At 73.6% G+C, this 23,248-nt stretch carries 24 protein-coding genes and 1 pseudogene; 10 read left to right on the top strand and 15 right to left on the bottom strand.

From position 1 onward, the window contains the following. Positions 1-6: 6 nt before the first annotated feature. The 7 genes and pseudogenes from AQJ64_RS07435 to AQJ64_RS07415 all read right to left on the bottom strand — a co-directional run bounded on the left by AQJ64_RS07435 (position 7) and on the right by AQJ64_RS07415 (position 4,898). Positions 7-1,017, bottom strand: a complete 1,011-nt coding sequence (locus AQJ64_RS07435) for an LLM class F420-dependent oxidoreductase (protein WP_055635447.1) — start codon at positions 1,015-1,017, stop codon at positions 7-9. A 98-nt stretch (positions 1,018-1,115) separates the two neighbouring features. Next, positions 1,116-1,928 (bottom strand): DUF5336 domain-containing protein, encoded by an 813-nt coding sequence (locus tag AQJ64_RS07430; protein WP_055635446.1) that lies wholly within the window; start codon positions 1,926-1,928, stop codon positions 1,116-1,118. Positions 1,929-2,097: 169 nt separating this feature from the next. Then, positions 2,098-2,274 (bottom strand): annotated as a pseudogene (locus tag AQJ64_RS47785) (N-acetylmuramoyl-L-alanine amidase); the annotation flags it as partial. A gap of 120 nt (positions 2,275-2,394) precedes the next feature. Continuing rightward, positions 2,395-2,475 carry a pentapeptide repeat-containing protein gene (locus tag AQJ64_RS52230; RefSeq protein ID WP_107120598.1) on the bottom strand — a complete coding sequence of 27 codons (81 nt, stop codon included), beginning with the start codon at positions 2,473-2,475 and terminating at the stop codon, positions 2,395-2,397. After that, positions 2,472-3,458, bottom strand: coding sequence for an N-acetylmuramoyl-L-alanine amidase (locus tag AQJ64_RS07425; RefSeq protein WP_059202498.1), 987 nt, complete (start codon positions 3,456-3,458; stop codon positions 2,472-2,474). The genes AQJ64_RS52230 and AQJ64_RS07425 overlap by 4 nt, the downstream gene beginning before the upstream one ends. A gap of 64 nt (positions 3,459-3,522) precedes the next feature. Further along, entirely contained in the window at positions 3,523-4,356 is an 834-nt protein-coding gene (locus AQJ64_RS07420; protein WP_206189981.1) for a hypothetical protein, read from the bottom strand. Beyond that, positions 4,356-4,898, bottom strand: a complete 543-nt coding sequence (locus AQJ64_RS07415; RefSeq protein WP_055639189.1) for a SigE family RNA polymerase sigma factor — start codon at positions 4,896-4,898, stop codon at positions 4,356-4,358. Before AQJ64_RS07415 ends, AQJ64_RS07420 begins: the two co-directional genes overlap by 1 nt. A gap of 178 nt (positions 4,899-5,076) precedes the next feature. Here AQJ64_RS07415 and AQJ64_RS07410 point away from each other — a divergent pair, with 178 nt between their 5' ends. Next, entirely contained in the window at positions 5,077-6,786 is a 1,710-nt protein-coding gene (locus AQJ64_RS07410) for an MFS transporter (protein ID WP_059202497.1), read from the top strand. A gap of 175 nt (positions 6,787-6,961) precedes the next feature. Further along, positions 6,962-7,615 (top strand): class I SAM-dependent methyltransferase, encoded by a 654-nt coding sequence (locus AQJ64_RS07405; RefSeq protein WP_059202496.1) that lies wholly within the window; start codon positions 6,962-6,964, stop codon positions 7,613-7,615. Positions 7,616-7,662: 47 nt separating this feature from the next. Here AQJ64_RS07405 and AQJ64_RS07400 read toward each other — a convergent pair whose 3' ends face one another. Together AQJ64_RS07400 and AQJ64_RS07395 are read right to left on the bottom strand one after the other, a co-directional pair. After that, complete coding sequence (locus AQJ64_RS07400) at positions 7,663-8,295, bottom strand: response regulator transcription factor (RefSeq protein ID WP_059202528.1); 633 nt, start codon at positions 8,293-8,295, stop codon at positions 7,663-7,665. A 32-nt stretch (positions 8,296-8,327) separates the two neighbouring features. After that, positions 8,328-9,650, bottom strand: coding sequence for a sensor histidine kinase (locus AQJ64_RS07395; protein ID WP_079061509.1), 1,323 nt, complete (start codon positions 9,648-9,650; stop codon positions 8,328-8,330). Positions 9,651-9,953: 303 nt separating this feature from the next. On the opposite strand from AQJ64_RS07395, the gene AQJ64_RS07390 reads away from it, so the two are divergent. From AQJ64_RS07390 to AQJ64_RS07380, 3 genes are read left to right on the top strand one after another with little or no spacing between them, the layout of a single operon-like run. Then, on the top strand, positions 9,954-10,811 hold the full coding sequence (locus AQJ64_RS07390) for a MaoC/PaaZ C-terminal domain-containing protein (RefSeq protein WP_055636573.1): 858 nt from the start codon (positions 9,954-9,956) through the stop codon (positions 10,809-10,811). A gap of 29 nt (positions 10,812-10,840) precedes the next feature. Further along, positions 10,841-11,917: a Zn-dependent alcohol dehydrogenase gene (locus AQJ64_RS07385; protein ID WP_055636572.1), complete on the top strand. Its 1,077-nt coding sequence runs from the start codon at positions 10,841-10,843 to the stop codon at positions 11,915-11,917. 42 nt (positions 11,918-11,959) lie between these two features. Next, entirely contained in the window at positions 11,960-12,904 is a 945-nt protein-coding gene (locus tag AQJ64_RS07380) for a 3-oxoacyl-ACP reductase (protein WP_055636574.1), read from the top strand. A gap of 63 nt (positions 12,905-12,967) precedes the next feature. Here AQJ64_RS07380 and AQJ64_RS49575 read toward each other — a convergent pair whose 3' ends face one another. Continuing rightward, positions 12,968-13,126, bottom strand: coding sequence for a hypothetical protein (locus AQJ64_RS49575; protein WP_099054054.1), 159 nt, complete (start codon positions 13,124-13,126; stop codon positions 12,968-12,970). 95 nt (positions 13,127-13,221) lie between these two features. After that, positions 13,222-14,370 (bottom strand): hypothetical protein, encoded by a 1,149-nt coding sequence (locus tag AQJ64_RS07375; protein ID WP_059202495.1) that lies wholly within the window; start codon positions 14,368-14,370, stop codon positions 13,222-13,224. Positions 14,371-14,624: 254 nt separating this feature from the next. Between AQJ64_RS07375 and AQJ64_RS07370 the strand changes: the two genes are divergently transcribed. The 3 genes from AQJ64_RS07370 to AQJ64_RS07360 are packed head-to-tail and all read left to right on the top strand — an operon-like array spanning position 14,625 to position 17,860. Next, positions 14,625-15,479 carry a Nif3-like dinuclear metal center hexameric protein gene (locus AQJ64_RS07370; RefSeq protein WP_059202494.1) on the top strand — a complete coding sequence of 285 codons (855 nt, stop codon included), beginning with the start codon at positions 14,625-14,627 and terminating at the stop codon, positions 15,477-15,479. After that, on the top strand, positions 15,476-16,219 hold the full coding sequence (locus AQJ64_RS07365; RefSeq protein WP_079061508.1) for a CT398-like coiled coil hairpin domain-containing protein: 744 nt from the start codon (positions 15,476-15,478) through the stop codon (positions 16,217-16,219). The genes AQJ64_RS07370 and AQJ64_RS07365 overlap by 4 nt, the downstream gene beginning before the upstream one ends. A gap of 12 nt (positions 16,220-16,231) precedes the next feature. Next, on the top strand, positions 16,232-17,860 hold the full coding sequence (locus AQJ64_RS07360; RefSeq protein WP_055633660.1) for a bifunctional RNase H/acid phosphatase: 1,629 nt from the start codon (positions 16,232-16,234) through the stop codon (positions 17,858-17,860). Here AQJ64_RS07360 and eda read toward each other — a convergent pair. Then, positions 17,832-18,494, bottom strand: coding sequence for a bifunctional 4-hydroxy-2-oxoglutarate aldolase/2-dehydro-3-deoxy-phosphogluconate aldolase (gene eda / locus AQJ64_RS07355; RefSeq protein ID WP_055633659.1), 663 nt, complete (start codon positions 18,492-18,494; stop codon positions 17,832-17,834). The two genes, AQJ64_RS07360 and eda, sit on opposite strands and share 29 nt — an antisense overlap. Positions 18,495-18,616: 122 nt before the next feature. Further along, positions 18,617-19,399, bottom strand: coding sequence for a peroxide stress protein YaaA (yaaA, locus tag AQJ64_RS07350; RefSeq protein WP_055633658.1), 783 nt, complete (start codon positions 19,397-19,399; stop codon positions 18,617-18,619). A 73-nt stretch (positions 19,400-19,472) separates the two neighbouring features. Here yaaA and AQJ64_RS07345 point away from each other — a divergent pair, with 73 nt between their 5' ends. Beyond that, a complete protein-coding gene (locus AQJ64_RS07345; RefSeq protein WP_055633657.1) occupies positions 19,473-20,930 on the top strand; it encodes an RNB domain-containing ribonuclease in 1,458 nt (485 codons plus the stop codon). Here AQJ64_RS07345 and AQJ64_RS07340 read toward each other — a convergent pair. Then, entirely contained in the window at positions 20,881-21,507 is a 627-nt protein-coding gene (locus AQJ64_RS07340) for a hypothetical protein (protein WP_055633656.1), read from the bottom strand. The genes AQJ64_RS07345 and AQJ64_RS07340 overlap by 50 nt on opposite strands. Beyond that, entirely contained in the window at positions 21,504-22,271 is a 768-nt protein-coding gene (locus AQJ64_RS07335; RefSeq protein ID WP_055633655.1) for a MerR family transcriptional regulator, read from the bottom strand. Before AQJ64_RS07335 ends, AQJ64_RS07340 begins: the two co-directional genes overlap by 4 nt. Before the next feature lie 153 nt (positions 22,272-22,424). On the opposite strand from AQJ64_RS07335, the gene AQJ64_RS07330 reads away from it, so the two are divergent. Continuing rightward, complete coding sequence (locus tag AQJ64_RS07330; protein WP_055633654.1) at positions 22,425-23,246, top strand: helix-turn-helix domain-containing protein; 822 nt, start codon at positions 22,425-22,427, stop codon at positions 23,244-23,246. Positions 23,247-23,248: the final 2 nt, after the last annotated feature.

The following is a 23,248-nucleotide window of genomic DNA, read 5'->3' as shown; positions in this document are numbered from 1 at the left end:
AGGACTTCAGGTGTTGAGCTCGGCCAGCACCCGCAGCGTCACCGGGTCCGGGGCCACGACCAGCAGGTCCGTCACCGGGCCCTTGCGCCACGACTGAAGCCGCTCCGCGATCCGCTCACGCGGGCCCACCAACGAGATCTCGTCGGCGAAGGCGTCGGGCACCGCCAGCACCGCCTCCTCCCGCCGCCCCGCCAGGAACAGCTCCTGGATCCGCCGCGCCTCCTCCTCGTACCCCATGCGCCCCATCAGATCGGCGTGGAAGTTACGGGTCGCGTGCCCCATGCCGCCGATGTAGAACCCGAGCATCGCCTTGACCGGCAGCAGCCCCTCGGAGACATCGGCACACACCGAGGCCCGCACCAGCGGCGCCACGACGAACCCCTCCCGCAGCCCCTCCAGCCCCGGCCCGTACGCATCCGGCCGGCTCGGCGACCAGTACAACGGCAGCCACCCGTCGGCGATCCGCACGGTCTGCGCCACATTCCGCGGCCCCTCCGCACCGAGCAGCACCGGCAGATCCGCCCGCAGCGGATGAGTGATCGACTTCAGCGGCCGCCCCAGCCCGGTGCCGTCCGCCCCCCGGTACGGATGGGCGTGGAACCGCCCGTCCAGCTCCACCGGCGCGCGGCGCGCCAGCACCTGCCGTACGACATCCACGTACTCCCGGGTCGCGGTCAGCGGCGACTTCGGAAACGGCCGCCCGTACCAGCCCTCCACCACCTGCGGACCCGACAACCCCAGCCCCAGCATCATCCGCCCGCCCGACAGATGGTCCAGCGTCAGCGCCTGCATGGCGGTCGTCGTGGGGGACCGCGCCGCCATCTGCGCCACGGCCGTCCCCAACCCGATCCGCGAGGTCCGCGCCGCGATCCAGGTCAGCGGAGTGAACGCGTCCGACCCCCAGGACTCCGCCGTCCACACCGAGCCGTACCCGAGCCGCTCCGCCTCCAGCGCCAGCTCCACATGACCGGGCGCGGGGCCACGGCCCCAGTAGCCGAGCGCGAGACCGAGCCGCATACCTGCCTCCTGACGATCCGTCAGATACGGGGTCTGCGACTGTACGACAACGGCCCCCCACCCGGAAGGGCGAGGGGCCGTCGACGAGGACCGTGAACTCAGCCGCGCTGGATACCCGAGGTGTCCCGCAGCACGCCACGCCGCCCGTCCTGGGTCTGGGCGACCAGACCCTGGGCCCCCTGCTCGACCGCGAGGTACCAGGTGCCCGGCGCCAGCTCCGCGATCGGCATCGGCGCACCGTCCTCCGCGTACAGCGGCCGCGGCACCGGCACCGCGAACCAGAACGGCGAGAAGTCCGGCGCCGGCGGCTGCGCGGCCGGCCCCGGCTGCGCCCCGAACGGCTGCCCCGGCTGCGGCTGCCCACCGAACCCGGCCGGCTGCTGCGCCCCCGGATACCCGTAACCGGCCGGCGGCTGAGCCCCGTAGGGCTGAGGCGTCGGCGGCTTGGGAGCGGGGACGAGCCCGGCCTGGAGCGCGGGGACGAGGGGGGTGGCGACGGCGGCACCGGCCATGACCAGGGTGGCGATCAGGGCGATGATCAGGCCCGTGCCGGCGCTGGGGGCGTTGGAGCTGCTCCCCTCGAAGTTGTCCAGGCCGCCCACCGGGTCGATGACGTTACCGAGGGCGCTCCACGCGGCGAACAGCGCGAACGCGACGCCGAAGGGACCCAGCTCCAGACCGGCCACCTTGCGGGGCTGCGGCAGGGCGCGGGAGACGACGACGAGCGCGGCACTGATGAGACCCGCCAGGACGACGCTGAGGAGAACCGGTCCGTTCGACCACAGGCTCGGGATGTCGAGGCTGTCGGGGGCGTTGTCGTACGAATAGTTGTCGAGGAACGACGCGATGAACAGCAACACCGCTGCTCCGATCACCACGCCGTCGCCCCGAGTGAGAGAGCGGATATTCACTTCAGGTCCTTCGTCAGTCGTCTCGTCGTCATCGGTACGTCCGGTAGAGGCGTCGCTGTCACCATGCCGCCCTCGGGCCCCGGTGTGAAGCGCGTGGAACCCCCTGATCGCAGGGACGACACTATCGTCCGTGCGATCGGAGTGTCCGCCGGGATCGGCGCGCAGATCACTACCCGCGCAGGAAACTCACGATTCCCTCAGAGATCCCCTGCGCGGCCTTCCGCCTCCGGGCGCCGCTGGTCAGCAGTGCCGTGTCCTTGGTATCGCGCAGGGTGGCGTACTCGATGAACACGGCGGGAACCGTTGACAGATTGAGACCGCGCAGGCTCTCACACGTGACGAGACCGGCGCTGCCCCGATGCGGTCGGAGAGGGTGTCCCGGCGGACGCGGTGACGGCGTGGATGCCGGTGGAGCGCCCGGTCGGCCGGGCTTCGGCTTTCCGCACATGGCCATGGCGCTGTCGCGTCAGCGCCGTGCGCCGTTCAGCCGTGCGCCGTTCAGCCGTGCGCCGTTCAGCCGTGCGCCGTTCAGCCGTGCGCCGATCATTGGCGCAAGAAGCCCGCAATACCCTCGGAGATCCCCTGCGCCGCCTTCTGCCGCCAGGCACCGCTGGTCAGCAGCGCCGCGTCCTTGGTGTCGCGCATGTTGCCGCACTCGATGAACACCTTGGGAACCGTCGACAGATTGAGACCGCCGAGGTCCTTGCGGGTGTCGAGGCCGGTGCCGTCGCCGATGTAGTTGGACGGTGAACTGCCGGTGCTGTGCGCGAAGTCGTCCGCGATCAGCTTCCCCAGCTCCTTCGACGGGGCGACGATCGAGCGGGTGTCGGCGGCGCCCTCGTGCACCAGGCCCGGCAGGATCACATGGAAGCCCCGGTTGCCCTCCGCCGACCCGTCCGCGTGGATCGACACCACCGCGTCGGCGTGCGCCGCGTTCCCGATCCGGGCCCGCTCGTCGACGCACGGACCGAACGGCCGGTCCCCGTCCTGGGTCAGCTTCACCGTCGCGCCCTGCTCCTGCAGCAGCGTGCGCAGCCGGTGCGCCACGTCGAGGGTGAACTTCGCCTCGCTGTACCCCGAGTTGGTGGACGTCCCCGTGGTGTCGCACTCCTTGAGGTTGGTGCCGATGTCGACCTTCCGGTTGATCTCGGCGGTGTGCTCGGAGTTGGTGACGTTGTGCCCGGGGTCGATGACGACGACCCTGCCCTTGAGGGGGGTGGCGGTGTCCTGGCCCGGGGAGGAGGAGGCGGAGGCCGTGGCGGAGAGGGTGCCGGCCTTGTCATCGGGGGCGCCGTCGGAGGGTGAGCCGACGGCCCCTGTCGGGGCCCCCGCCCCCACCCCCGCCGCCCCGGTCCCGCCGTTTCCGGATCCGCCCAGCGCCTCGTACACCAGCCAACCCAGCAGCGCCCCGGGCACGAGCGCGGCCAGCGCCACCGTCAGCGTGCGCCGAAGCGGTGAGCGGCGCGGCTGCGGGGAGCCGTACGGGTCGGTGGGGCCGAAGGGCTCGGAGTGCGGACCGGTGTAGGACACGCCTGCCACCCTAACGGCCACCTCCACCCGCACTCGGGAACCGCGCCCCGTCCGCCCCTGCGTCCTACCCCGTCACCTCCGCCGACTCGTACTCCGTGCCCGTCGGGGCCAGGCAGACGAACCAGTGGTACGGGGAGCCGTCGGCCGTGCGGAGGGTGAGGCCGTCGCTGTCGGCGCCGGTGTGCACGGGAGCCTTGTCGATCTTCGTCGTGGTGCCGTCCTTCCAGGTGCAGGTCACTTGCCGGGCGGTCTTGGCCACATGGCCGATGACCAGGCGCTCGGGGCCTTCGGCGAACGGGGAGAGCGGGACGGCGACGGCGTCGATGTCCTTGCCCGACATCGTGTCGTCCCGGCCGGTCAGGCCCTGCAGCGTCAGGTGCTCCTGGTCGACGCCGTCCTTCGTGGTGGTGCCGCGGTGGACGAACCAGGCGCTGCGCCCGACCAGCTCCTCGGGTGTGTTCACGCCCGGGGTCTCGTCGTACCTCACCATCGCGTTCATCGAGGAACGGGCGTCCTCGACGTCGACCGGCGCCGGCCAGACATCGAGGGTGACGTGCCAGGGCGCACCTGCGTCGGTGCCGGTCGCGAGGGTGACGCCGGTGGGCGGCCGGAGCGGGGGCGGCGAGGCGGTCAGCGTCGGCCGGGTCGCCGTCGGGGCCCCCCGGTCCCCGCCGTCCGCCCCGGGCAGTCCGGTCATGGCCAGCGCGCCCGTCGAGCCCGTGACCACCAGGGTGGTGGCCGCCGCCACGGCCCAGCGGCGGGCCTTGCGGCGGCGGCCGCCGCGGATCAGCGCCTGGGTGGGGGCTATACCGATCTCGACCTCGTCCGCGGCGTCGGCCAGCAGCAGGGCGATGTCGTGCTGTGCCATGGGGTGGTCCGTCTCCCGGTCCGCGCTCATCACTTCCGCCCTCCGTACGTCACCATGTCCGCCAGTGCCGGTATCGCGCGGAGCTTCGCGATCCCCTTCGCCGCGTTGCTCTTCACCGCGCCGACCGAACAGCCCATCGCCGCGGCCGTCTGCGTCTCGGTCAGGTCCTCCCAGTACCGCAGGACCACCGCCTCCCGCTGCCGTGGCGGCAGCTCGGCGAGCGCCTTGAGGAGGGCGTGACGGTCGTCGGCCTGCGCGATGCGGTCGCCGGTGTCGGCGATCTCGTGGGCCGGGCCCGGGTCGTCGCCCTTCGGGGCGAGGAACTCGCGCAGTTTCCTGCGGTGTCTGCGGGCATGCGCGTTGATCATCACCCGTCGTACGTACGCCTCGGGCTCGTCGGCCGAGGCGACCCTGCGCCAGGCCACGTAGACCTGCTCCAGGGTCGTCTGGACCAGGTCCTCGGCGGCGTGCTGCTCCCCCGTGAGGAGAAACGCCGTGCGCATCAGCCGCGGCCAGCGGCCGGTGACGAAGGCCTGGAACGCGCTGTCCCCGGCCTGTTTCGATTCCCCCATTGCGCCTCCTAGATACACAGAGGAGGCCATGAGGGGGCCGGACCGTTGCCTCGGACGGTGCGGGAGTCAAGAGAAGCTAAAGAAATTGTTAGTACGCCAAAGCATCGGAATAGTTGCCCGTGCATACAGGTTCAGCTCCCACGTACCCCCGAACATCCCGCCCCGGAGGCCCCACCCCATGACGCACACGACCGACCGGCCCACCCGCGAAGCGAGCGGAGCCGTCGTCCCCGTGCTCGCCTTCGCGGGCATCGTGGTCGCGGTGATGCAGACCCTGCTGGTCCCGGTCATCAAGGACCTGCCGCAGCTGCTGGACACCGCCCCCAGCAACGCCACCTGGGTCCTGACCTCCACCCTGCTGTCCGGCGCCGTCGCCACCCCGATCATGGGGCGCCTCGGCGACCTCTACGGCAAGCGACGCATGCTGATCCTCAGCCTCGCCGTGATGGTGGCCGGCGCCCTGGTCAGCGCCCTCACCAGCACCCTGCTCCCGATGATCGTGGGCCGCACCCTCCAGGGCTTCGCGATGGGCGCGATACCCCTCGGCATCGGTCTGATGCGCGACATGCTGCCCCGCGAGAAGCTCGGCTCGGCGATGGCCCTGATGAGCTCCTCGATCGGCGTCGGCGGCGGCCTCGCCCTGCCCGCCGCGGCCCTGGTCGCCCAGCACGCCGACTGGCACGCCCTCTTCTACGGCGCCGCGGGCCTCGGCGTCCTCTCCATCGCCCTCACCCTCCTCGTCGTCCCCGAGTCCCCGATGCGCGCCGAGGGCTCCTTCGACCTGCCGGGCGCGCTCGGCCTCTCCGCCGGCCTCGTCCTCTTCCTGCTGCCGATCACCAAGGGCAGCGACTGGGGCTGGACCTCCGGCACCACCCTCGGCCTGTTCACCGCCTCGGCCGTCGTCCTCGTCCTGTGGGGCGTGTACGAGCTGCGCATCGCCGCCCCGCTGGTGGATCTGCGGACGACGGCCCGTCCCGCCGTCCTCTTCACCAACCTCGCCTCGATCATGGTCGGCGTCAGCTTCTACGTCGTCTCGCTCGTCCTTCCGCAGCTCCTCCAGCTGCCCACCGCCACCGGCTACGGCCTCGGCCAGTCCATGGTCGTCGCCGGACTGCTGGTCGCCCCGCTCGGCCTGACGATGATGTTCACCGCGCCCGTCTACGCCCGGGTGTCCGCCAAGTACGGCCCCAAGGTCACCCTGATCCTCGGCATGCTGATCATCGCGGTCGGCTACGGCGCGGGCCTCGGCCTGATGGACGCCGCCTGGCAGAGCCTCGTCATCGCGGTCGTCCTCGGCGCGGGCATCGGCCTCGCCTACTCCTCCCTGCCCGCGCTGATCGTCGGCGCGGTCCCGGCCTCCGAGACCGGCGCCGCCAACGGCCTCAACACCCTGATGCGGTCCATCGGTACGTCCGTGTCGAGCGCCGTCATCGGCATGGTGCTCGCCAACACGGCGAACGACGTGAACGGTGTCGCCGTCCCGACCATGCACGGCTTCCGCGTCTCCTTCCTGATCGCCACCGGCGCCGTCGCCGTCGGGCTCCTCTTCGCCCTGATGCTGCCCAAGGCGAACCGCGCTCCCCAGCCGCGGGCGAGCGCGAGCAGCGAGGAGGCGCTGCGTGGCTTCCGGGGGCTGGTGCTGGACGCCGAGGGCGCGCCGGTGGCCCGGGCCAAGGTCACGCTGATCGACCACCGGGGGCGGCAGGCGGGGGCGACCGTCTCGGGGGAGGACGGCGGCTATGCGCTGACCGTGCCTGCCCGGGGGGCGTACGTCCTCGCCGCGAAGGCCTCCGGGCATGGGCCGCTCGCCTCGTCCGCGTCCCACCACGGGGAGGAGCGGGCGGTCACGATGGATCTGTCCCTGCCGGGGGAGACGGTGACCGCGTAGCGCCTGGTGGGGTGCGGGGGCGTGTGGTCGGGCGGGTGCGGGTGCGGGTGCGGGTGCGGGTGTGTGGTGGCTGGTCGCGCAGTTCCCCGCGCCCCTTCGGGGGCGGTGGACGCACTCCCTGTTGCATGAGCGAGCATGGGGCGCCCAGAGCGTCGTACGACCGAGAGGAAGCCCCATGCCTGCCGCCGCCCCCAAGCCCGAGACAGTGGCCGCGTTCGAGGCGGCCAAGGGGTTCATGCCCGTGGACGAGGGGCTCGCGTTGTACGGCGCCGCCGTCGAAGCCGGCGGGCTCGGGCTGCCGCTGCTGGAGGTCGGGACCTACTGCGGGCGGTCCACGGTGCTGCTGGCCGACGCGGCCCGGGAGGCCGGGGTCGTCGCGCTCACCGTCGATCACCACCGGGGCAGTGAGGAGCAGCAGCCGGGCTGGGACTACCACGACCCGGAGACCGTCGATCCCGAGATCGGGCTGATGGACACCCTGCCCCTCTTCCGCCGCACCCTGCGCCGGGCGGGCCTGGAGGAGCACGTCGTCGCCCTGGTCGGACGCTCCCCGCAGATCGCGAAGATCTGGAACTCGCCTCTCGGTCTCGTCTTCGTCGACGGCGGTCACACCGACGAGCACGCCACCGCCGACTACGAGGGCTGGGCCCCGCAGGTCGCCGACGGCGGCCTCCTCGTCATCCACGACGTCTTCCCCGACCCCGTCGACGAGTTCACCGGGCAGGCTCCCTACCGGATCTACCTGCGCGCCCTGGCTTCCGGAGCCTTCACCGAGGTCTCCGACACCGGCTCGCTGCGGGTGCTGCGGCGCACCGGCGCCGGGATCTGACCCCGGCCCCGACAGTCCCGGCCCCGACGGCCCCGACCCCCGGTCCGCTACAGCCAGCCCTGGCGGCGGGCCTCGCGCAGGGCCTCCGTCCGGTTGCGGGTGCCGGTCTTGCCGATGGCCGCGGAGAGGTAGTTGCGGACGGTGGACTCCGAGAGGTGCAGCCTCGCCGCGATGTCGGCGGCCGTCGCCCCGTCCGCCGACGCCTTCAGTACGTCGCACTCGCGGGAGGTGAGGGGGCTCGGGCCGGCACTGAGGGCGGCAGCGGCGAGCGCCGGATCGACGACCGTCTCGCCGGTCAGCACCCGGCGGATCGCCTCCGCCAGTTCCTCCACCGGACCGTCCTTGACGAGGAACCCGGCGGCCCCGGCCTCCATGGCCCGGCGCAGATAGCCGGGCCGGCCGAACGTCGTCAGGATCAGCACCCGGCAGCCGGGCGCCTCCTCGCGCAGGACGGCGGCGGCGTCCAGGCCGCTCATGCCGGGCAGTTCGATGTCGAGCAGGGCGACATCGGGGCGGTGGACCAGGGCCGCGTCCACGATCGCGTCCCCGGCGCCGACCTGCGCGACGACCTCGATGTCCGGTTCCAGCCCCAGCAGCAGGGCCAGGGCCCCGCGCATCATGCCCTGGTCCTCCGCCAGCAGGACCCTGATGGAGCGGGCGGGACGGCGGTCGCGGGGCATCTCGTTCACGGGCCGGCCACCGGGCATGTCGTTCACGGGCCAAGCGTAGAGCCGGCCTGGAGGGACGGCACCTCCCTTGCGGGTGCGGGGAAGGCGACGACCGCGCCCGGCCGCCCCGGTCCCGGGAACCCCGGCTCCACCGGGAGTTCCGCGGTGACGGTGAAGCCGCCGCGCCGGCCCGGGCCCGCCGTCAGGGAGCCGCCCGCCGCCGCCAGGCGCTCGCGCAGGCCGGTCAGACCCGTGCCGGTGCCGGCGGTGTCAGTGCCGGCGGTGTCAGTGCCGGCGGTGCCCGTGCCGGTGGTGCCCGTGCCGTTGTCCGTGATCGTGAGGGAGACCCGCTCCGGCGTCCCCGACACCGTGATCTCGCAGCGGGTGGCGCCGCTGTGCCGGACCACGTTGGTGACCGCCTCGCGCACCACCCAGCCCAGCAGGGCGGCGGTCTGCGGCTCCACGGGTGCCCCCGCCCGGTGCACGGACGGTTCGACGCCCGCCGCGGTCAGCGCCGAGTGGGCCCGGTCCAGTTCCGTGGCGAGGCTGCCCTCGCGGTAGCCGGTGACCGCCTCCCGTATCTCCGTCAGCGCCTGGCGGCCCACCGACTCTATGTCCGCGATCTGGGTCAGGGCCGCGTCGAGCCGGGCGGGGGCCAGTCTGCGGGCCGCCTCCGACTTCACCACGATCACCGAGAGGGTGTGCCCGAGCAGGTCGTGCAGATCGCGGGAGAAGCGCAGCCGCTCCTGGTCGACCGCCTGGCGGGCCAGCTCCTCGCGCGCCGCCCGCAGCTCCCGGACGGCTTCCGACAGGCTGAGGATCACGGCCGTCACGATGGTCGAGATCCAGGTGGCGTACGCGGTGTCCAGACCGCCCCAGCCCTCGTGGTGGAAGGCGACCGCGCCCGCCACGACGGCCAGCACCACCCCGGCGGTCTTCAGCGGCAGGCCGCGCAGGGACGCGCCCGTGGCGAGGCCGAGCAGCGGGAAGAACAGCACCCAGCTCCCGCCGTAGCCCAGGGCGAGGCCGATGGTCACCAGCGCCATGACGACCAGCGCCACCCGGGTGGAGAGCGACTCCCGCTTCTCCTTCACGAAGGCGCGGACGGCGACGTAGATGTAGCAGGAGTTGAAGGTGAGCACGCCCAGGCCGCCGAGCAGCGGGTTGGGGGTCTCGCCCTGGAAGAGGTTGGAGAAGGCGCCCATCCCCAGCAGCAGCCAGGGCAGCAGGGCGAAGGGGTGCGGCGGCGGGCCCGGGGGCTCGGTCTCCTTGCATTCCCCGGTCCGACGTACGTGCGCGCGCCAGGCCTCCCGGCGGTAGGCGATCGCCTGCCACCACCCGGTCCGTGCCTTCGGTGACCCCGTCATCTCTGCTGCCCCCGTTCCAGCGGTGTCCACGGTGTCGACGCTACGGCTCCGCACGGCGCTCCGGCAGGTCGGGATGTCACCGGTCCACCGGTACAAATGTCACAGCCGGCGCGCCTCCCGGCCCCCCGTCTCTGACACCCCGTCAGGAGCCTTCACAACTGTCGAGCGCTGGGCTATACAAAAGGCGCCGGACTGGAACGCGTTCTAGATCGGTGCGCAACGGCCTCGGTGCGCCCGATCGGTGCGGACGGTCGCACCGAGGTCTTGACAGGACCGTGCCCTCGAAGGACACCCAGGAGCCCCATGCCCATCGACGCAGCCAAGGCCCTCGCCGCCGAACCCCGGTCCGGCGAGATCTCCTGGACCCGCAAGGACGTCCAGCTCTACCACCTCGGGATCGGCGCCGGCCTGCCCGCCACCGACCCCGACGAGCTGCGGTACACCCTGGAGTCGCGTCTGCACGTCCTGCCGAGCTTCGCCACCGTCGCGGGCTCCGGCTCGCCCGGTGTGATCAGCGGACTGTCCATGCCCGGCGTCGACGTCGACCTCGCCCGCGTCCTGCACGGCGGCCAGCGCCTGGAGATCCACCGCCCCCTGCCGACCGAGGGCACCGCCACCGCGACGGGCCGTATCGCCGCCGTGTACGACAAGGGCAGGGCCGCTGTCCTGGTCATGCGCACCGAGGTGGCCGACGCCGAGGGCCCGCTGTGGACCAACGACGCCCAGATCTTCGTCCGCGGGGAGGGCGGCTGGGGCGGCGACCGGGGGCCCTCCGGACGCCTCGACGCGCCCGCCGGGGAGCCCGACCGGACCGTCGAGCGGGCCGTGCGCGAGGACCAGGCGCTGCTCTACCGCCTCTCCGGCGACTACAACCCGCTGCACGCCGACCCCGAGTTCGCCAAGCGCGCCGGGTTCGACCGGCCCATCCTGCACGGCCTGTGCACCTACGGGATCACCCTCAAGGCGGTCGTCGACACCCTGCTCGACGGGGACGTGAGCCGGGTGCGGTCGTACACCACCCGCTTCGCCGGGGTCGTCTTCCCCGGCGAGACCCTGCGCATCCGGATGTGGCGCGGGCAGGGCGCGGCGCGGGTGGCCGTGAGCGCAGCCGAGAGGGACGACGCGCCCGTCCTCGCCGACACGATCGTCGAACACTCCTGAACCCTGGATGACCTGAGGGGAGCCGCACCATGCGCGCAGCCGTACTGCACGAGATCGGCCAGGACAAGCTGGAGGTCCTCGACGACGTCGAGGCGGTGGGGTTCGGCCCGGGCCGGGTCAGGATCCGGGTCCGGGCCACCGGGCTGTGCCACTCGGACCTCTCCGCGATGGGCGGGGTGCTGCCGCAGCCCGCGCCGTTCGTGCCCGGACACGAGGGCGCGGGCGAGATCCTGGAGGTGGGCGAGGGCGTCACCCGAGTGAAGCCCGGTGACCGGGTGGTGGTCTGCTGGCTGCCCGCCTGCGGCGCCTGTCCCGCCTGCAAGCGCGGCCAGACCGAACTGTGCCTGGCCGGGTTCATGAACGCCGGAACGCCCAACTTCCGGCGCCCCGGAGGGGATGTGTTCGGTTTCGCGGGCACCGGCACCTTCGCCGAGGAGGTCGTCGTGGACGCGGGCTGCGCGGTCCCGATCCCCGACGACGTACCCTTCGACATCGCCGCGCTCATCGGCTGCGGGGTGACCACCGGCCTCGGTGCCGCGCTCAACACCGCCGACGTTGCGGCCGGTTCGTCGGTCGCCGTCATCGGCTGCGGCGGGGTCGGCATCTCCGCCGTGCAGGGCGCGCGGCTCAAGGGCGCCGCCGAGATCGTCGCCGTCGACCCGGTCGCCTCCCGCCGTGAGTCCGCGCTCAGGTTCGGCGCCACGCGGGCGGTCTCGCCGGAGGAACTGCCGGGCGCGAAGCAGGAGGTCACCGGCGGCGAGGGCTTCGACTACGTCTTCGAGGTCGTCGGCCGCTCCGCCACCGCCCGCACCGCCTACGAGAACACCCGGCGCGGCGGCACCCTCGTCGTCGTCGGCGCCGGCGCCATGGACGACCACCTCCAGCTCAACATGTTCGAGCTGTTCTTCGACGAGAAGCGGATCCTGCCCTCGATGTACGGCGGCGGGGACGTCCTGACCTCCTACGAGCGGACCATCGCCCTGTGGCGGGCCGGCCGGATCGACCTCGCCGGGCTCATCACCCATCGCGTCCCGCTCGCCGAGATCAACGAGGCCCTGGACCAGATGCGCACCGGGACGGCCCTGCGCACCTGCATAGAGATCTGAGGGGCGGACCCACGGATGTCACAGCTGCCACAGCTGCCACAGCTGTCACTGCCTCTGGAGGGGCTGGCCGCGGTCGTCACCGGTGCCGGGCGCGGGCTCGGCCGGGCCGAGGCGCTGGAGCTGGCCCGGCTGGGCGCGGCGGTCGTCGTCAACGACTACGGGCAGCCCGGGCGCGACGGCTCCGGCGAGGCGTCGGCGGGCCCGGCCGAGGAGGTCGCGGCCGAGATCCGCGCGGGGGGCGGCACCGCCCTCGTCCACACGGGCGATGTCTCCGACTTCCGGCAGGCCCGTGACCTGGTCGAATCGGCGATCACGGAGTTCGGCAGGCTCGACGTCGTCGTCAACAACGCGGGCATCCTGCGCGACCGCATGGTCTTCTCGATGGCGGAGGGGGAGTGGGACTCGGTGATCCGGGTCCACCTCAAGGGCCACTTCAACACCACCCGCTTCGCCGCCGCGCACTGGCGGGAGCGGTCCAAGGCGGCGGGCGCCCCGGTGTACGGGCGGATCGTGAACACCTCGTCGGAGGCGTTCCTCGCCGGGTCGGCGGGGCAGCCCAACTACGCGGCGGCGAAGGGCGGGATCGTCGGCCTGACGACGTCCAGCGCGCTGGCGCTCGCCAAGTACGGAGTGACGGTCAACGCGATCTGCCCGCGTGCCCGGACCCGGATGACCCAGGACGTCTTCGCCGGGCTCGAGCAGCCCACCGAGGGCCTCGACCCGCTCGCTCCCGAGCATGTCGCGCCGCTCGTCGGGTACTTGGCGTCACCGGCCGCCGCACGCATCAACGGGCAGCTGCTCGTCGTACACGGCGGGATGGTCGCGGTGGTCGAACGGCCGCGGGTGCGGGCGAAGTTCGACAGCAAGGGGGACACGTTCGGCTTCGAGGAGCTGGACACCGTCCTGGGCGCCCACTTCGCGGACCGCCCGTCGGGGGAGACGTTCGCGGCGGCGGAGGTGCTGGGCCTGAAGCGCGAACAGCGGTAGGGCGTGATGTGCGAAGGGGCTCCGCCGTCCGGGTATGGACGGCGGAGCCCCTTCGGCGTACTGTCAGGCAGCCGCCTCGGCCTTGTCGTCGGCCGGCTTGCGGTGCCGCCCGCTGGGGGCCGCGTTGCCGTCCTGAGCCGAGATCTGACCCCGGTGCCGCCCGTGACCGGCCGCCTGCTGGGCGTCGGCGGACAGCGGCTGCGTCGTGCTTGCGTCGCTCATCTGGTGAGTTCACCCCGTCAACATGATCTTTTTACAGCCGGGCGATTTTATCCGGCGCACCACGGGGCGAATCCAGGCGGCCACGCCAACCGCAGCTAGTTCGTTACAAGGCGGCTCAGGGGAGCCTGCTGCAACGGCACGGGGCGCGCGGTGGTGGGCTCCGCGACCGTCGGTTCCGGTGCGGCCGGCTCCGCTTCCACGGGGGCGGACGGCGGGATCAGCCGGGCCACCGCGCAGGGCTCGTCCGCGGTGGCGTACGGCAGCCGCAGCACGCCGTCCGGTGTCCACAGGCCGCTGCCCGCCAGCCAGCCCTCGGGGGCGGCGAGCTGATGGAGCAGCCGCTCGGCGGGGCGCCAGGTGCCGACCCAGGTGCCGAAGGCGCCGTCGATGCGCAGCGCCACCGCACAGCGCTCCGGGGCCAGCATCTGGCCGGGCTGGACGGCGAACGGCGTGAGCGCGCAGTCGGGCAGCCGCAGGGACTCCGGGAACCGGACCGGCAGGGTGCTGCCGAGCACGCCCCAGCCGAGCCGGGGCGCGCCGGGGGAGGGGGCGTCCGAGCGGATCAGGAGCAGGCCGCTGTCCGGGTCGGCGAGCAGCAGCCGGTCGTCGCTGTCGGCGGCGATCTGGAGCAGCGGGGAGACCTCGCCGTCCTCCAGGTCCACCACGACCGTCTTGGTCCGGCCGCCCAGCTCCCGGTCCAGGGCGAGCATGCGGCCCGCGTGGTCCAGCCAGACACCGCCCGAGCAGCGGCCCGGGATCTCGGCGAGCCGCTCGGGGCCGAAGGCGCCGCCGGCCACCAGCCACACGGTGCTGGTGCGCTCGCCCACGGCGAGGGCGTGGGCGCGCTCGCCGCAGGGGGCCGGCGGAAGCAGGCGCAGCCGGGCCCGCGCCTGCGGGCACTCCACGGCGCCCAGGGGGAGTTCGCCGGTGCCGGGGCCGGTCGGGTAGAGGAGGGAGAAGGTGTGCCGGTCCTGGACGAACCGGCGGACCAGTACCCGGCCGTCGGCCAGCGGCTGCACCTCCGTGCCGGGCTCCTCGGGCTGGTGGACCGGCAGCGGTACCGCGTAGGGCTCGGGGCCGTCGAGGGTCCAGCGCTCCGGGAACCACGCGTCGGGGTGGGGTCCGCGGGCGAGACGGGCGGCGTAGGCGCCGTCCGCGGTGATCACACAGGGGGCCGGGGGGACGGGCGGAACGGGGTCCTCGTCGCCGCCCTCCGCGGTGGGTTCGGTCGCACAGGCAGTCATGAGTCGGTCACCTCCGCCGACGAAGCTAGTTTTCGCACGCGCGGGCGGGGGAGCCGGAGGCGGGGGGCTTCCCTCGTACGAGTGGTGCAGAAGCGATTCGTCAGAGGCGGATGGGGTGGCTGTGCTGCTCCTCCCGGACGTGGCGCCGGACGTGGCGCCGAGCGTGGCGCCGGACGCGACCGGCACCCGCGGGTGTCATGTGCACGCACTCCCGGCCGTCCCAGGTCCGCGGAGCGGCCAGGTAGCCTTTCCCCGTGCCCCGTCTGTCTGAAGTCATCGCCGCGCTGGAGAACCTGTGGCCCGCCGAGCGGGCCGAGTCCTGGGACGCGGTCGGCACCGTCGTGGGGGAGCCGGATCAGGACGTCTCCCGGGTGCTGTTCGCCGTCGATCCCGTCCAGGACGTCGTCGACGAGGCGGTGAAGCTCGGTGCCGGCCTGCTCGTCACCCACCACCCCCTCTATCTGCGCGGAACGACGACCGTCGCGGCCTCCACCTTCAAGGGCCGGGTCGTGCACACCCTGATCAAGAACGACATCGCCCTGCACGTCGCCCACACCAACGCCGACACCGCCGACCCGGGCGTGAGCGACGCCCTCGCCGGCGCGCTCGACCTGCGGGTCGTAGGGCCCCTCGTGCCCGACGCGAGCGACCCCGAGGGGCGGCGCGGCCTCGGCCGGATCTGCGCGCTCGACCACCCGCTCACGGTCCGCGAGTTCGCCGCCCGTGCCGCCGAGCGGCTGCCCGCCACCGCGCAGGGCATCCGGGTGGCCGGAGACCCCGAGGCGCTCGTGCGCACGGTCGCCGTCAGCGGCGGCTCCGGGGACAGCCTCTTCGACCACGTCCGGGCCGCCGGCGTCGACGCCTTCCTCACCGCGGACCTCCGCCACCACCCCGCCTCGGAGGCCCGCTCCCACAGTCCTCTCGCGCTGCTCGACGCGGCGCACTGGGCCACCGAATGGCCCTGGTGCGAGCTGGCCGCAGCCCAGCTCGACGAGATCTCCGACCGCAACGGATGGGGCCTGAGGGTCCACGTCTCGCGCACGGTCACCGACCCCTGGACCGCCCACGCGGCCTCCAGCACCTCTAGCGCAATGGGAGCCCCCAACTGAATGCCGCGCCCGCCGACCAGATCCGCCTTCTCGACGTCCAGGCCCTCGACGTCCGCCTTCAGCAGCTCGCCCACAAGCGGAGGTCGCTGCCCGAGCACGCCGAGATCGAGTCGCTGACCAAGGATCTGACACAACTGCGCGACCTGCTCGTGGCCGCGCAGACCGAGGAGAGCGACACCGCCCGCGAGCAGACCAAGGCCGAGCAGGACGTGGACCAGGTGCGCCAGCGCGCCGCCCGCGACCAGCAGCGCCTGGACTCCGGCGCGGTCACCTCCCCCAAGGACCTGGAGAACCTCCAGAAGGAGATCGTCTCCCTCGCCAAGCGCCAGGGCGACCTCGAGGACATCGTCCTGGAGGTCATGGAGCGCCGCGAGTCCGCGCAGGAGCGGGTCGCCGAGCTGACCGAGCGGGTCGGCGCCTTCCAGGGCAAGATCGACGACGCGACCGCCCGCCGTGACACCGCCTGCGAGGAGATCGACGGCGAGGCCGCCTCGGTCACCAAGGAGCGCGAGGTCGTCGCCGGGTCCGTCCCCGCCGACCTGCTCAAGCTGTACGACAAGCTGCGCGAGCAGCAGGGCGGCATCGGCGCCGCCAAGCTCTACGCCCGCACCTGCCAGGGCTGCCGCCAGGAGCTCGCCATCACCGAGCTGAGCGAGATCCGCCAGGCCGCGCCCGACACCGTCGTACGGTGCGAGAACTGCCGTCGGATCCTCGTGCGCACGTCCGAGTCCGGGCTGTAAGGGGGCCGTGACGTGCGGGAGTTCATCGTCGAGGCGGACGGCGGGTCGCGGGGCAACCCCGGGCCCGCGGGGTACGGCACTGTCGTGATCGACGCGGCGACCGGGGAGACCCTCGTCGAGCGCGCCGAGTTCATCGGGGTCGCCACGAACAACGTGGCCGAGTACCGGGGGCTGCTGGCCGGTCTGCGCGCCGTCCGCGAGCTCGACCCGTCGGCGACGGTGCGCGTGCGGATGGACTCCAAACTCGTCGTCGAGCAGATGTCGGGCCGCTGGAAGATCAAGCACCCGGACATGAAGCCGCTGGCCGGCGAGGCCGCCCGGCTGCTCCCGCCCGCGCAGGTCACCTACGAGTGGATCCCGCGCGAGCGGAACAAGCACGCCGACCGTCTCGCCAACGAGGCGATGGACGCGGGCCGGCGCGGCGAGCAGTGGGACCCCGAGGCATCCCGGGCCGCCCTGGACACGGCCGCGGCCGCCCGGGCCGCCGTGACCGTGCCGGAGCCGTCCGGCCCGCCCGGAGACGCGGCAGCGGGCGCGGCGAAGGCCCGCGAGGCGCTGGCCCGGGGGCGTACGTCCTCCTCCTCGACGGAGGTCGAGTCGACGGAGGCTGACTCGACGGAGGTTGACTCGACGGAGGCTGATGCCACGGAGGCTGATGCGACGGAGTCCGAGATGACGGGGGCCGACTCGACGGGGGCCGACCCCACGAAGGCCGACTCGACGGAGGCCGAGATGACGGGGGCCGAGATAACGGAGGTCGAGATGACGAAGGCCGGGATGACGAAGGCCGAGATGGCCGGCTCGACAGGCGGCGGCTCGACGCCCGCTGCTGCCGTCGGTTCGGCAGGCGGCGTGACGCCCGCCCGTGCCGCCGGCTCGGCGTCCGGACCCGCCGACGCCGCCGACACCGACCCCACCGCCGTCCCGAAGGCCGCCGCCGACGTGCGGGCGGCCCGCACGGTCGCCGGCCCCTCCGGCAAACCCTCCGTCGGCTGGGGTTCCGCCCCCGATCTGGGCGCCCCCGCCACCTTCGTCCTGCTCCGCCACGGCGAGACCCCCCTCACCCCGCAGAAGCGGTTCTCCGGGCGCGGCGGCACCGACCCCTCCCTCTCGGACGTCGGCCGGGAGCAGGCCGAGCGGGTCGCGGCGGCGCTCGCCCGGCGCGGCACGATCCAGCACATCCTCGCCTCCCCGCTGGCCCGCACCCGCCAGACCGCCGGTGCCGTCGCCGCCCGCCTCGGTCTGGAGGTGACGATCGAGGAAGGGCTGATCGAGACGGACTTCGGCGCCTGGGAGGGCCTCACCTTCGGCGAGGTCCAGGAGCGCCACCCCGAGGACCTGACCCGGTGGCTCGGCGACCCCGAGGCCGAACCGACCGGCGGCGGCGAGAGCTTCGCGGCCACCGCCGCCCGGGTGGCCGCCACCCGCGACAAGCTGGTCGCGGCGTACGCGGGCCGTACGGTCCTGCTGGTCACCCATGTGACCCCGATCAAGACGTTCGTCCGGCTCGCCCTGGGCGCCCCGCCCGAGTCCCTGTTCCGCATGGAGCTGTCGGCGGCCTCGCTGTCGGCGGTGGCGTACTACGCCGACGGCAACGCCAGCGTCCGCCTCTTCAACGACACGTCCCACCTGCGACCCTGAGCCGGGAGGCGGCGCGCGCCAGGTCCTCGATCCGGGCCCAGTCCCGCGCCGCCACCGCGTCCGCCGGAAGCATCCAGGTCCCGCCCACGCACGCCACGTTGGGCAGCGCGAGGTACTCCGCCGCGTTGTCCGGGCCGACCCCGCCCGTGGGGCAGAAGCGGGCCTGGGGGAGCGGTCCGGCGAGCGACCGCAGATACGCCGTACCCCCCGCCGCCTGCGCCGGGAAGAACTTCATCTCCCGCACCCCGCGCTCCAGCAGCGCCACCACCTCCGACGTGGTCGACACCCCCGGCAGACACGGCAGCCCGGACGCCCGCATCGCGGTCAGCAGTACGTCCGTCCAGCCCGGGCTCACCAGGAACCGCGCCCCCGCCGCCGCGCACGCCGTGACCTGCTCCGGCGCGATCACGGTCCCGGCCCCGACCACGGCCTCCGGGACCGCCCCGGAGATCTCCCGGATCGCGTCGAGCGCGACCGGCGTCCGCAGTGTCACCTCGATCGCGGGCAGCCCACCCGCCACCAGCGCCCGCGCCAGCGGCACGGCGTCGGACACGTCGGCGAGGACCACCACGGGCACGACCGGCGCCAGATCCAATACCGAGGCAGCCGAAGAGGAGGGCAGCGGTGAGGTCATGCGCCTCATCCTGTCCCTGCGATGCAACCCGCGCAAAGGTCATTGCGCATGTTGCAACAGACGTCTTGATCGGCCGGTCGGCCGGTCGGCCGGTCGGTCGGTCGATTGGTCGGCCGGTCGGCTCAGTGCACCTCGTCCACCAGCACGTCCAACGTCCAGGGCGTGCCCGCCCGCGCCGGCTCCCGGACCTCCACCACGTACCCGAGCCCACGCAGCGCCTCCACCAGCTCCGCCGGGCCCTTCGGCACGATCCCGGCCGCCAGCAGGCTCCGTACGATCCGCCCCTTGGTCGCCTTGTTGAAGTGGCTGACGACCTTCCGGGTCGGCGCGTGCAGCACCCGTACGGTCGCGGTCCGCCCGGCCACCTCGCCCTTCGGCTTCCACGCGGCCCCGTACGCCGCCGACCTCAGGTCGAGCACCAGCCCGTCCCCGGCCGCCTCGGGCAGCACGGCCGCCATCGGCGCACGCCAGTGCGTGCCCAGCGCCCCGAGCCCCGGCAGCCGTACACCCATCGAGCAGCGGTACGACGGGATCCGGTCCGTCACCCGGACGGCGCCCCACAGCCCGGAGAACACCAGCAGCGACCTCGCCGCGCGCCTCTTCGCCGCCGCGTCCAGGGAGGCCAGGTCCAGGGCGTCGTACAGGACCCCCGTGTAGATCTCCCCGGCGGGCCGCGCCCCCGCGGTGTGCAGCTCCGCGTTCTTGGCGACCTCGCCGCGCAGTCCCTCGCTGAGCCCCAGCACCTCGCGCGCCTTCTCCTCGTCGCTCGCGCACAGCTCGGCCAGCTCACCGAGCACGGCCGCACGGGCGGCGGTCAGCCCCGGCAGCGCCAGCGACTCCAGCTTCAACGGCGCGCCACGGCCGGAGGCGGCCTTTCCCTCGGAGGGCGGCAGCAGGACAAGCACGGGGTCTCCTTCTGTAGAGCTCTGCGACAGCGTACGGCGTGCCACCGGGCCGCCCTCGCCCTACGCTCGCCGTATGCCCCGCCGCCACATCCGCGTGACCGGCGCCCCCGGAGCCGCCCTGCGGGACGCCCTCGACCGGCTGCGCACCGAGCTCGGGGTGCCGCTCGCCTTCCCGCTCGGCGTCCTGACCGAGGCGGAACGCGCGGCCAGGGCCCCGGCGCTGCCGCCGTACGACGCCACCGACATCCCGTTCCTCACCGTCGACCCGCCCGGCGCCACCGACCTCGACCAGGCGCTGCACCTGTCCCGGCGGGGCACCGGCTACCGCGTCCGGTACGCCATCGCCGACGTCGGCGCCTTCGTCGTACCCGGCGGACCGGTGGACGAGGAGGCCCACCGCCGCGTCACCACCCTCTACTTCCCCGACGGGAAGCTCCCGCTGCACCCGGCCGTCCTCAGCGAGGGCGCCGCCAGCCTGCTGCCCGGCCGGGACCGGCCCGCCGCCCTGTGGACCGTCGACCTCGACGCGGACGGCCGCACCCTCGCCGTCGACCTGCGCCGCGCCCTCGTCCGCAGCCGCACCCGGCTCGACTACGCGGAAGCGCAGCGGCGGATCGACGACGGAACGGCGGAGGAGCCCCTGAGCCTGCTCGCCACGGTGGGCCGCCTGCGGGAGACGCTGGAAGCCGAGCGCGGCGGTATCTCCCTCCAGGTGCCCGAACAGGAGATCGTCGAACGGAACCACGGATACGAGCCGACCTACCGCGCCCAGCTCCCCGCCGAGGCCTGGAACGCCCAGCTCTCCCTCCTCACCGGCATGGCGGCGGCCGACCTGATGCTGGCCTCGGGCACCGGCATCCTGCGCACCCTGCCCCCCGCCCCCGACGGCGCCGTCGGCCGGCTGCGCCGCACCGCGCACGCCCTGCGCATCGACTGGCCGCACCACGTCTCCTACGCCGCGCTGGTCCGCTCCCTCGACCCGCACCGCCCCGCCCACGCGGCCTTCCTCCAGGAGTGCACGACCCTGCTGCGGGGCGCCGGTTACACGGTCTTCCGCGACGGGAGGCTGCCGGACATCACCACCCACTCCGCCGTCGCCGCCCCCTACACCCACTGCACGGCCCCCCTCCGCCGCCTCGCCGACCGCTACACCACCGAACTCTGCCTCGCCGCCGTCGCCGGCGAACCCCCGCCCGAAGGGGTGCTCGCCGCGCTGGACGCCCTGCCGAAGGAGATGGCCGAGGGCGGGCGCCGCGCCAACGCGGTCGAGCGGGCCTGCGTCGACCTCGTCGAGGCGGCGCTGCTGAAGGACCGGGTGGGGGAGGTGTTCGAGGGCTGCGTGGTCGACGTGGAGGACCACCCCCCGACCCACCGCCCGAGCGGCCGCCCGACCACCGGCACCGTCCAGCTGGAGTCCCCGGCGGTCGTCGGTCGCCTCGACGGCGACCCGCTCCCGCTCGGCGAACGCCTCCGCGTCCGCCTCACCGAGGCCGATCCGGCGCGCCGGGCGGTGCGTTTCGCTCTCGCGTGAGTTCTTGTTCGAGGGCTTGCGTGAGGGCTTGTACGAGGCTGTCGGCGTCGTCGGCGTGCAGACGGACGAGGGTGAGGTCCCGGCGGCCGCCGAGGAGGGTGAAGTGGGCCACGGGCTCGGTCAGTTCCAGGGTGAGGGACGTCTGTGACCCGACCGCCAGGTTCAGCTCGCCGTCGGCACGCCCATGGGTGTGCACGCGCTCACGCCGTACCGCCGCGATCCGCTCCAGCGGGATCCGCAGATCGACGTGGCCGGCGTACCGGACGCGCAGCTCGTCGCCGTACAGGACATGCGGGCGGACCGCCATGGCGGCGTAGAGCCCGCCGAGGAACAGGAGGGTGTACAGGTCGAGGACCAGCACCACCCGGTGCGCGGTGGGCCGGTCGCGCAGCAGCACCGACATGGTGAACGTCTCGACGAGGCACACGAACCCGAACCCGGCCATCACCGCGCCCTGCCCTCGCGCATACCCGAACGCCCGCCCGTCCCCGACCCCGTGCAGCCGTCGGCCGGCCCACAGCGCCAGGCTGACCAGAAGCCGTATCTCGTGCCGGATGAGGCAACGGGCCGCTCTCACGACTCCTCCGTGAGGATGCGCAGGGTCCGGCGGAGGACCTCCGCCTGGGCGGGGGCGAAGGCGGCGTAGAGGGCGCGCAGGAACGCGTGCTCGTGGTCGACGGCGGCGCTGTCCGGGAGCAGCTCGCGCGGGGTGCACTCGGCGAGCCGTCGGGCGGCCGTCTCCACCCGGGGGTCGGCGGGGCCGGCGTCGGCGAGCGCGTCCAGCAGGGCGTACACCTCGTCGACGCGCGCCACCGCCTCCGGTGCCTCCAGGAGCGAGCCGAGGGCGGTGAGCAGCCGTTCCCGTTCGGCCGGGGGCGCGGCCGTCTCCATCAGGGCGAGGACCTGGCGGTCCAGGGCGGCCATGGGGGAGTCGGCGACCCGGCCCGCCGTCCGCGCGAACAGCGCGGCGAGCTCCGGGGAGACCGGCCCCTCGGCCGGCAGATGCTCCGCCTCCAGCAGCACCCTCAGCCGGGCCCGCCGCTCCCGGATCGCCGCCTCCTGCCGCGCCAGATCCTGATCGAGCTCGGTGAGCACCTCGACGAGATCCTTGCCCGTGTCGTGTGCGGCCGCGTCCTCGGCGAGGACGTCCCGGATCTCGGCCAGCCCGAGCCCCAGCTCGGTCAGCCGCCGGATCCGCGCGAGGACGACGGCGTGCCGCAGCGTGTAGTCCCGGTAGCCGTTGGCCAGCCGCTCGGGCTCGGGCAGCAGCCCCAGCTGGTGGTAGTGCCGCACGGCCCGCGTGGTGACGCCGACGGCCTCGGCGAGTTCTCCGATCCGCATGGCACCAGTAGAGACGTTGACGCTGCGGCAGGGTCAAGCGAGCGGCTCTCGCCGGAACCGCGATCGAGGGAAGGTCCTTCGCCTTCGGCCTGGACACCTCGGACTTTCTCCGACCCGCCCCGTGTTGCACCCTGCGGAGGGAAGGGGCGCGGCATGGAACAGGCACTGTGGACGAGAGCGAGACTGGGCCGCTGCGGTCCGCCCCTGGACCTCCTCACCGCCCGCTTCGACAAGCACGTCTACGCCCCGCACGCCCACGACGAGTTCACGGTCGGCGTCTGCGTCGGCGGCTCGGAGATCATCGACTACCGCGGCGGCCACATCCGCACCGGCCCCGGCTCCATCGTCGTCCTCGCCCCCGGCGAGATGCACACCGGAGGCCCCGGCAACTCCACCGACGGCTACGCCTACCGCGCCCTGTACGCCGGCCCGGCCCTGCTCACGGACGGCGTCCTCGGCGGCGTACCGCACTTCCGCGAGCCGCTGATAGACGACCCGGAACTGGCCACGGCCTTCCGCGACGCCCACACCACCCTGAGCACCTGCCCCGACCCCTTGGAGGCCGAGTCGCGCCTCCCCTGGCTCATGACGGCCCTGTCCCGCCGCCACTCGACGGCCAGACCGGCGCCGGACGCCGTCCCCGGCGCCCACCGCATCGCGCTCGCCGTACGCGACCGCCTGGCCGACGAACTCCTGGCACCCCCCTCCCTCGCCGACCTGGCCGAGGGCCTGGACCTGTCCCGCTACCAACTCCTGCGCGCCTTCCGTACGACGATGGGGGTCCCGCCGTACGCCTGGCTGGCCCAGCACCGGGTGCACCGCGCCCGCGCCCTCCTGGACGCCGGCCTGCGCCCCGCCGAGGTGGCCCCCCTGGTCGGCTTCGCGGACCAGGCGCACCTGACCCGCTGGTTCCGGCGCGTCCTGGGCGTGACTCCGGCGGCGTACCGCAACAGCGTTCAAGACGGCAGGTGGTGAGG

The organism is Streptomyces griseoruber (assembly GCF_001514205.1).
Taxonomy (GTDB): Bacteria; Actinomycetota; Actinomycetes; order Streptomycetales; family Streptomycetaceae; genus Streptomyces; species Streptomyces griseoruber.
Note: the sequence above shows the minus strand (reverse complement) of the source record. Positions and strands in the feature narration are given on the sequence as shown.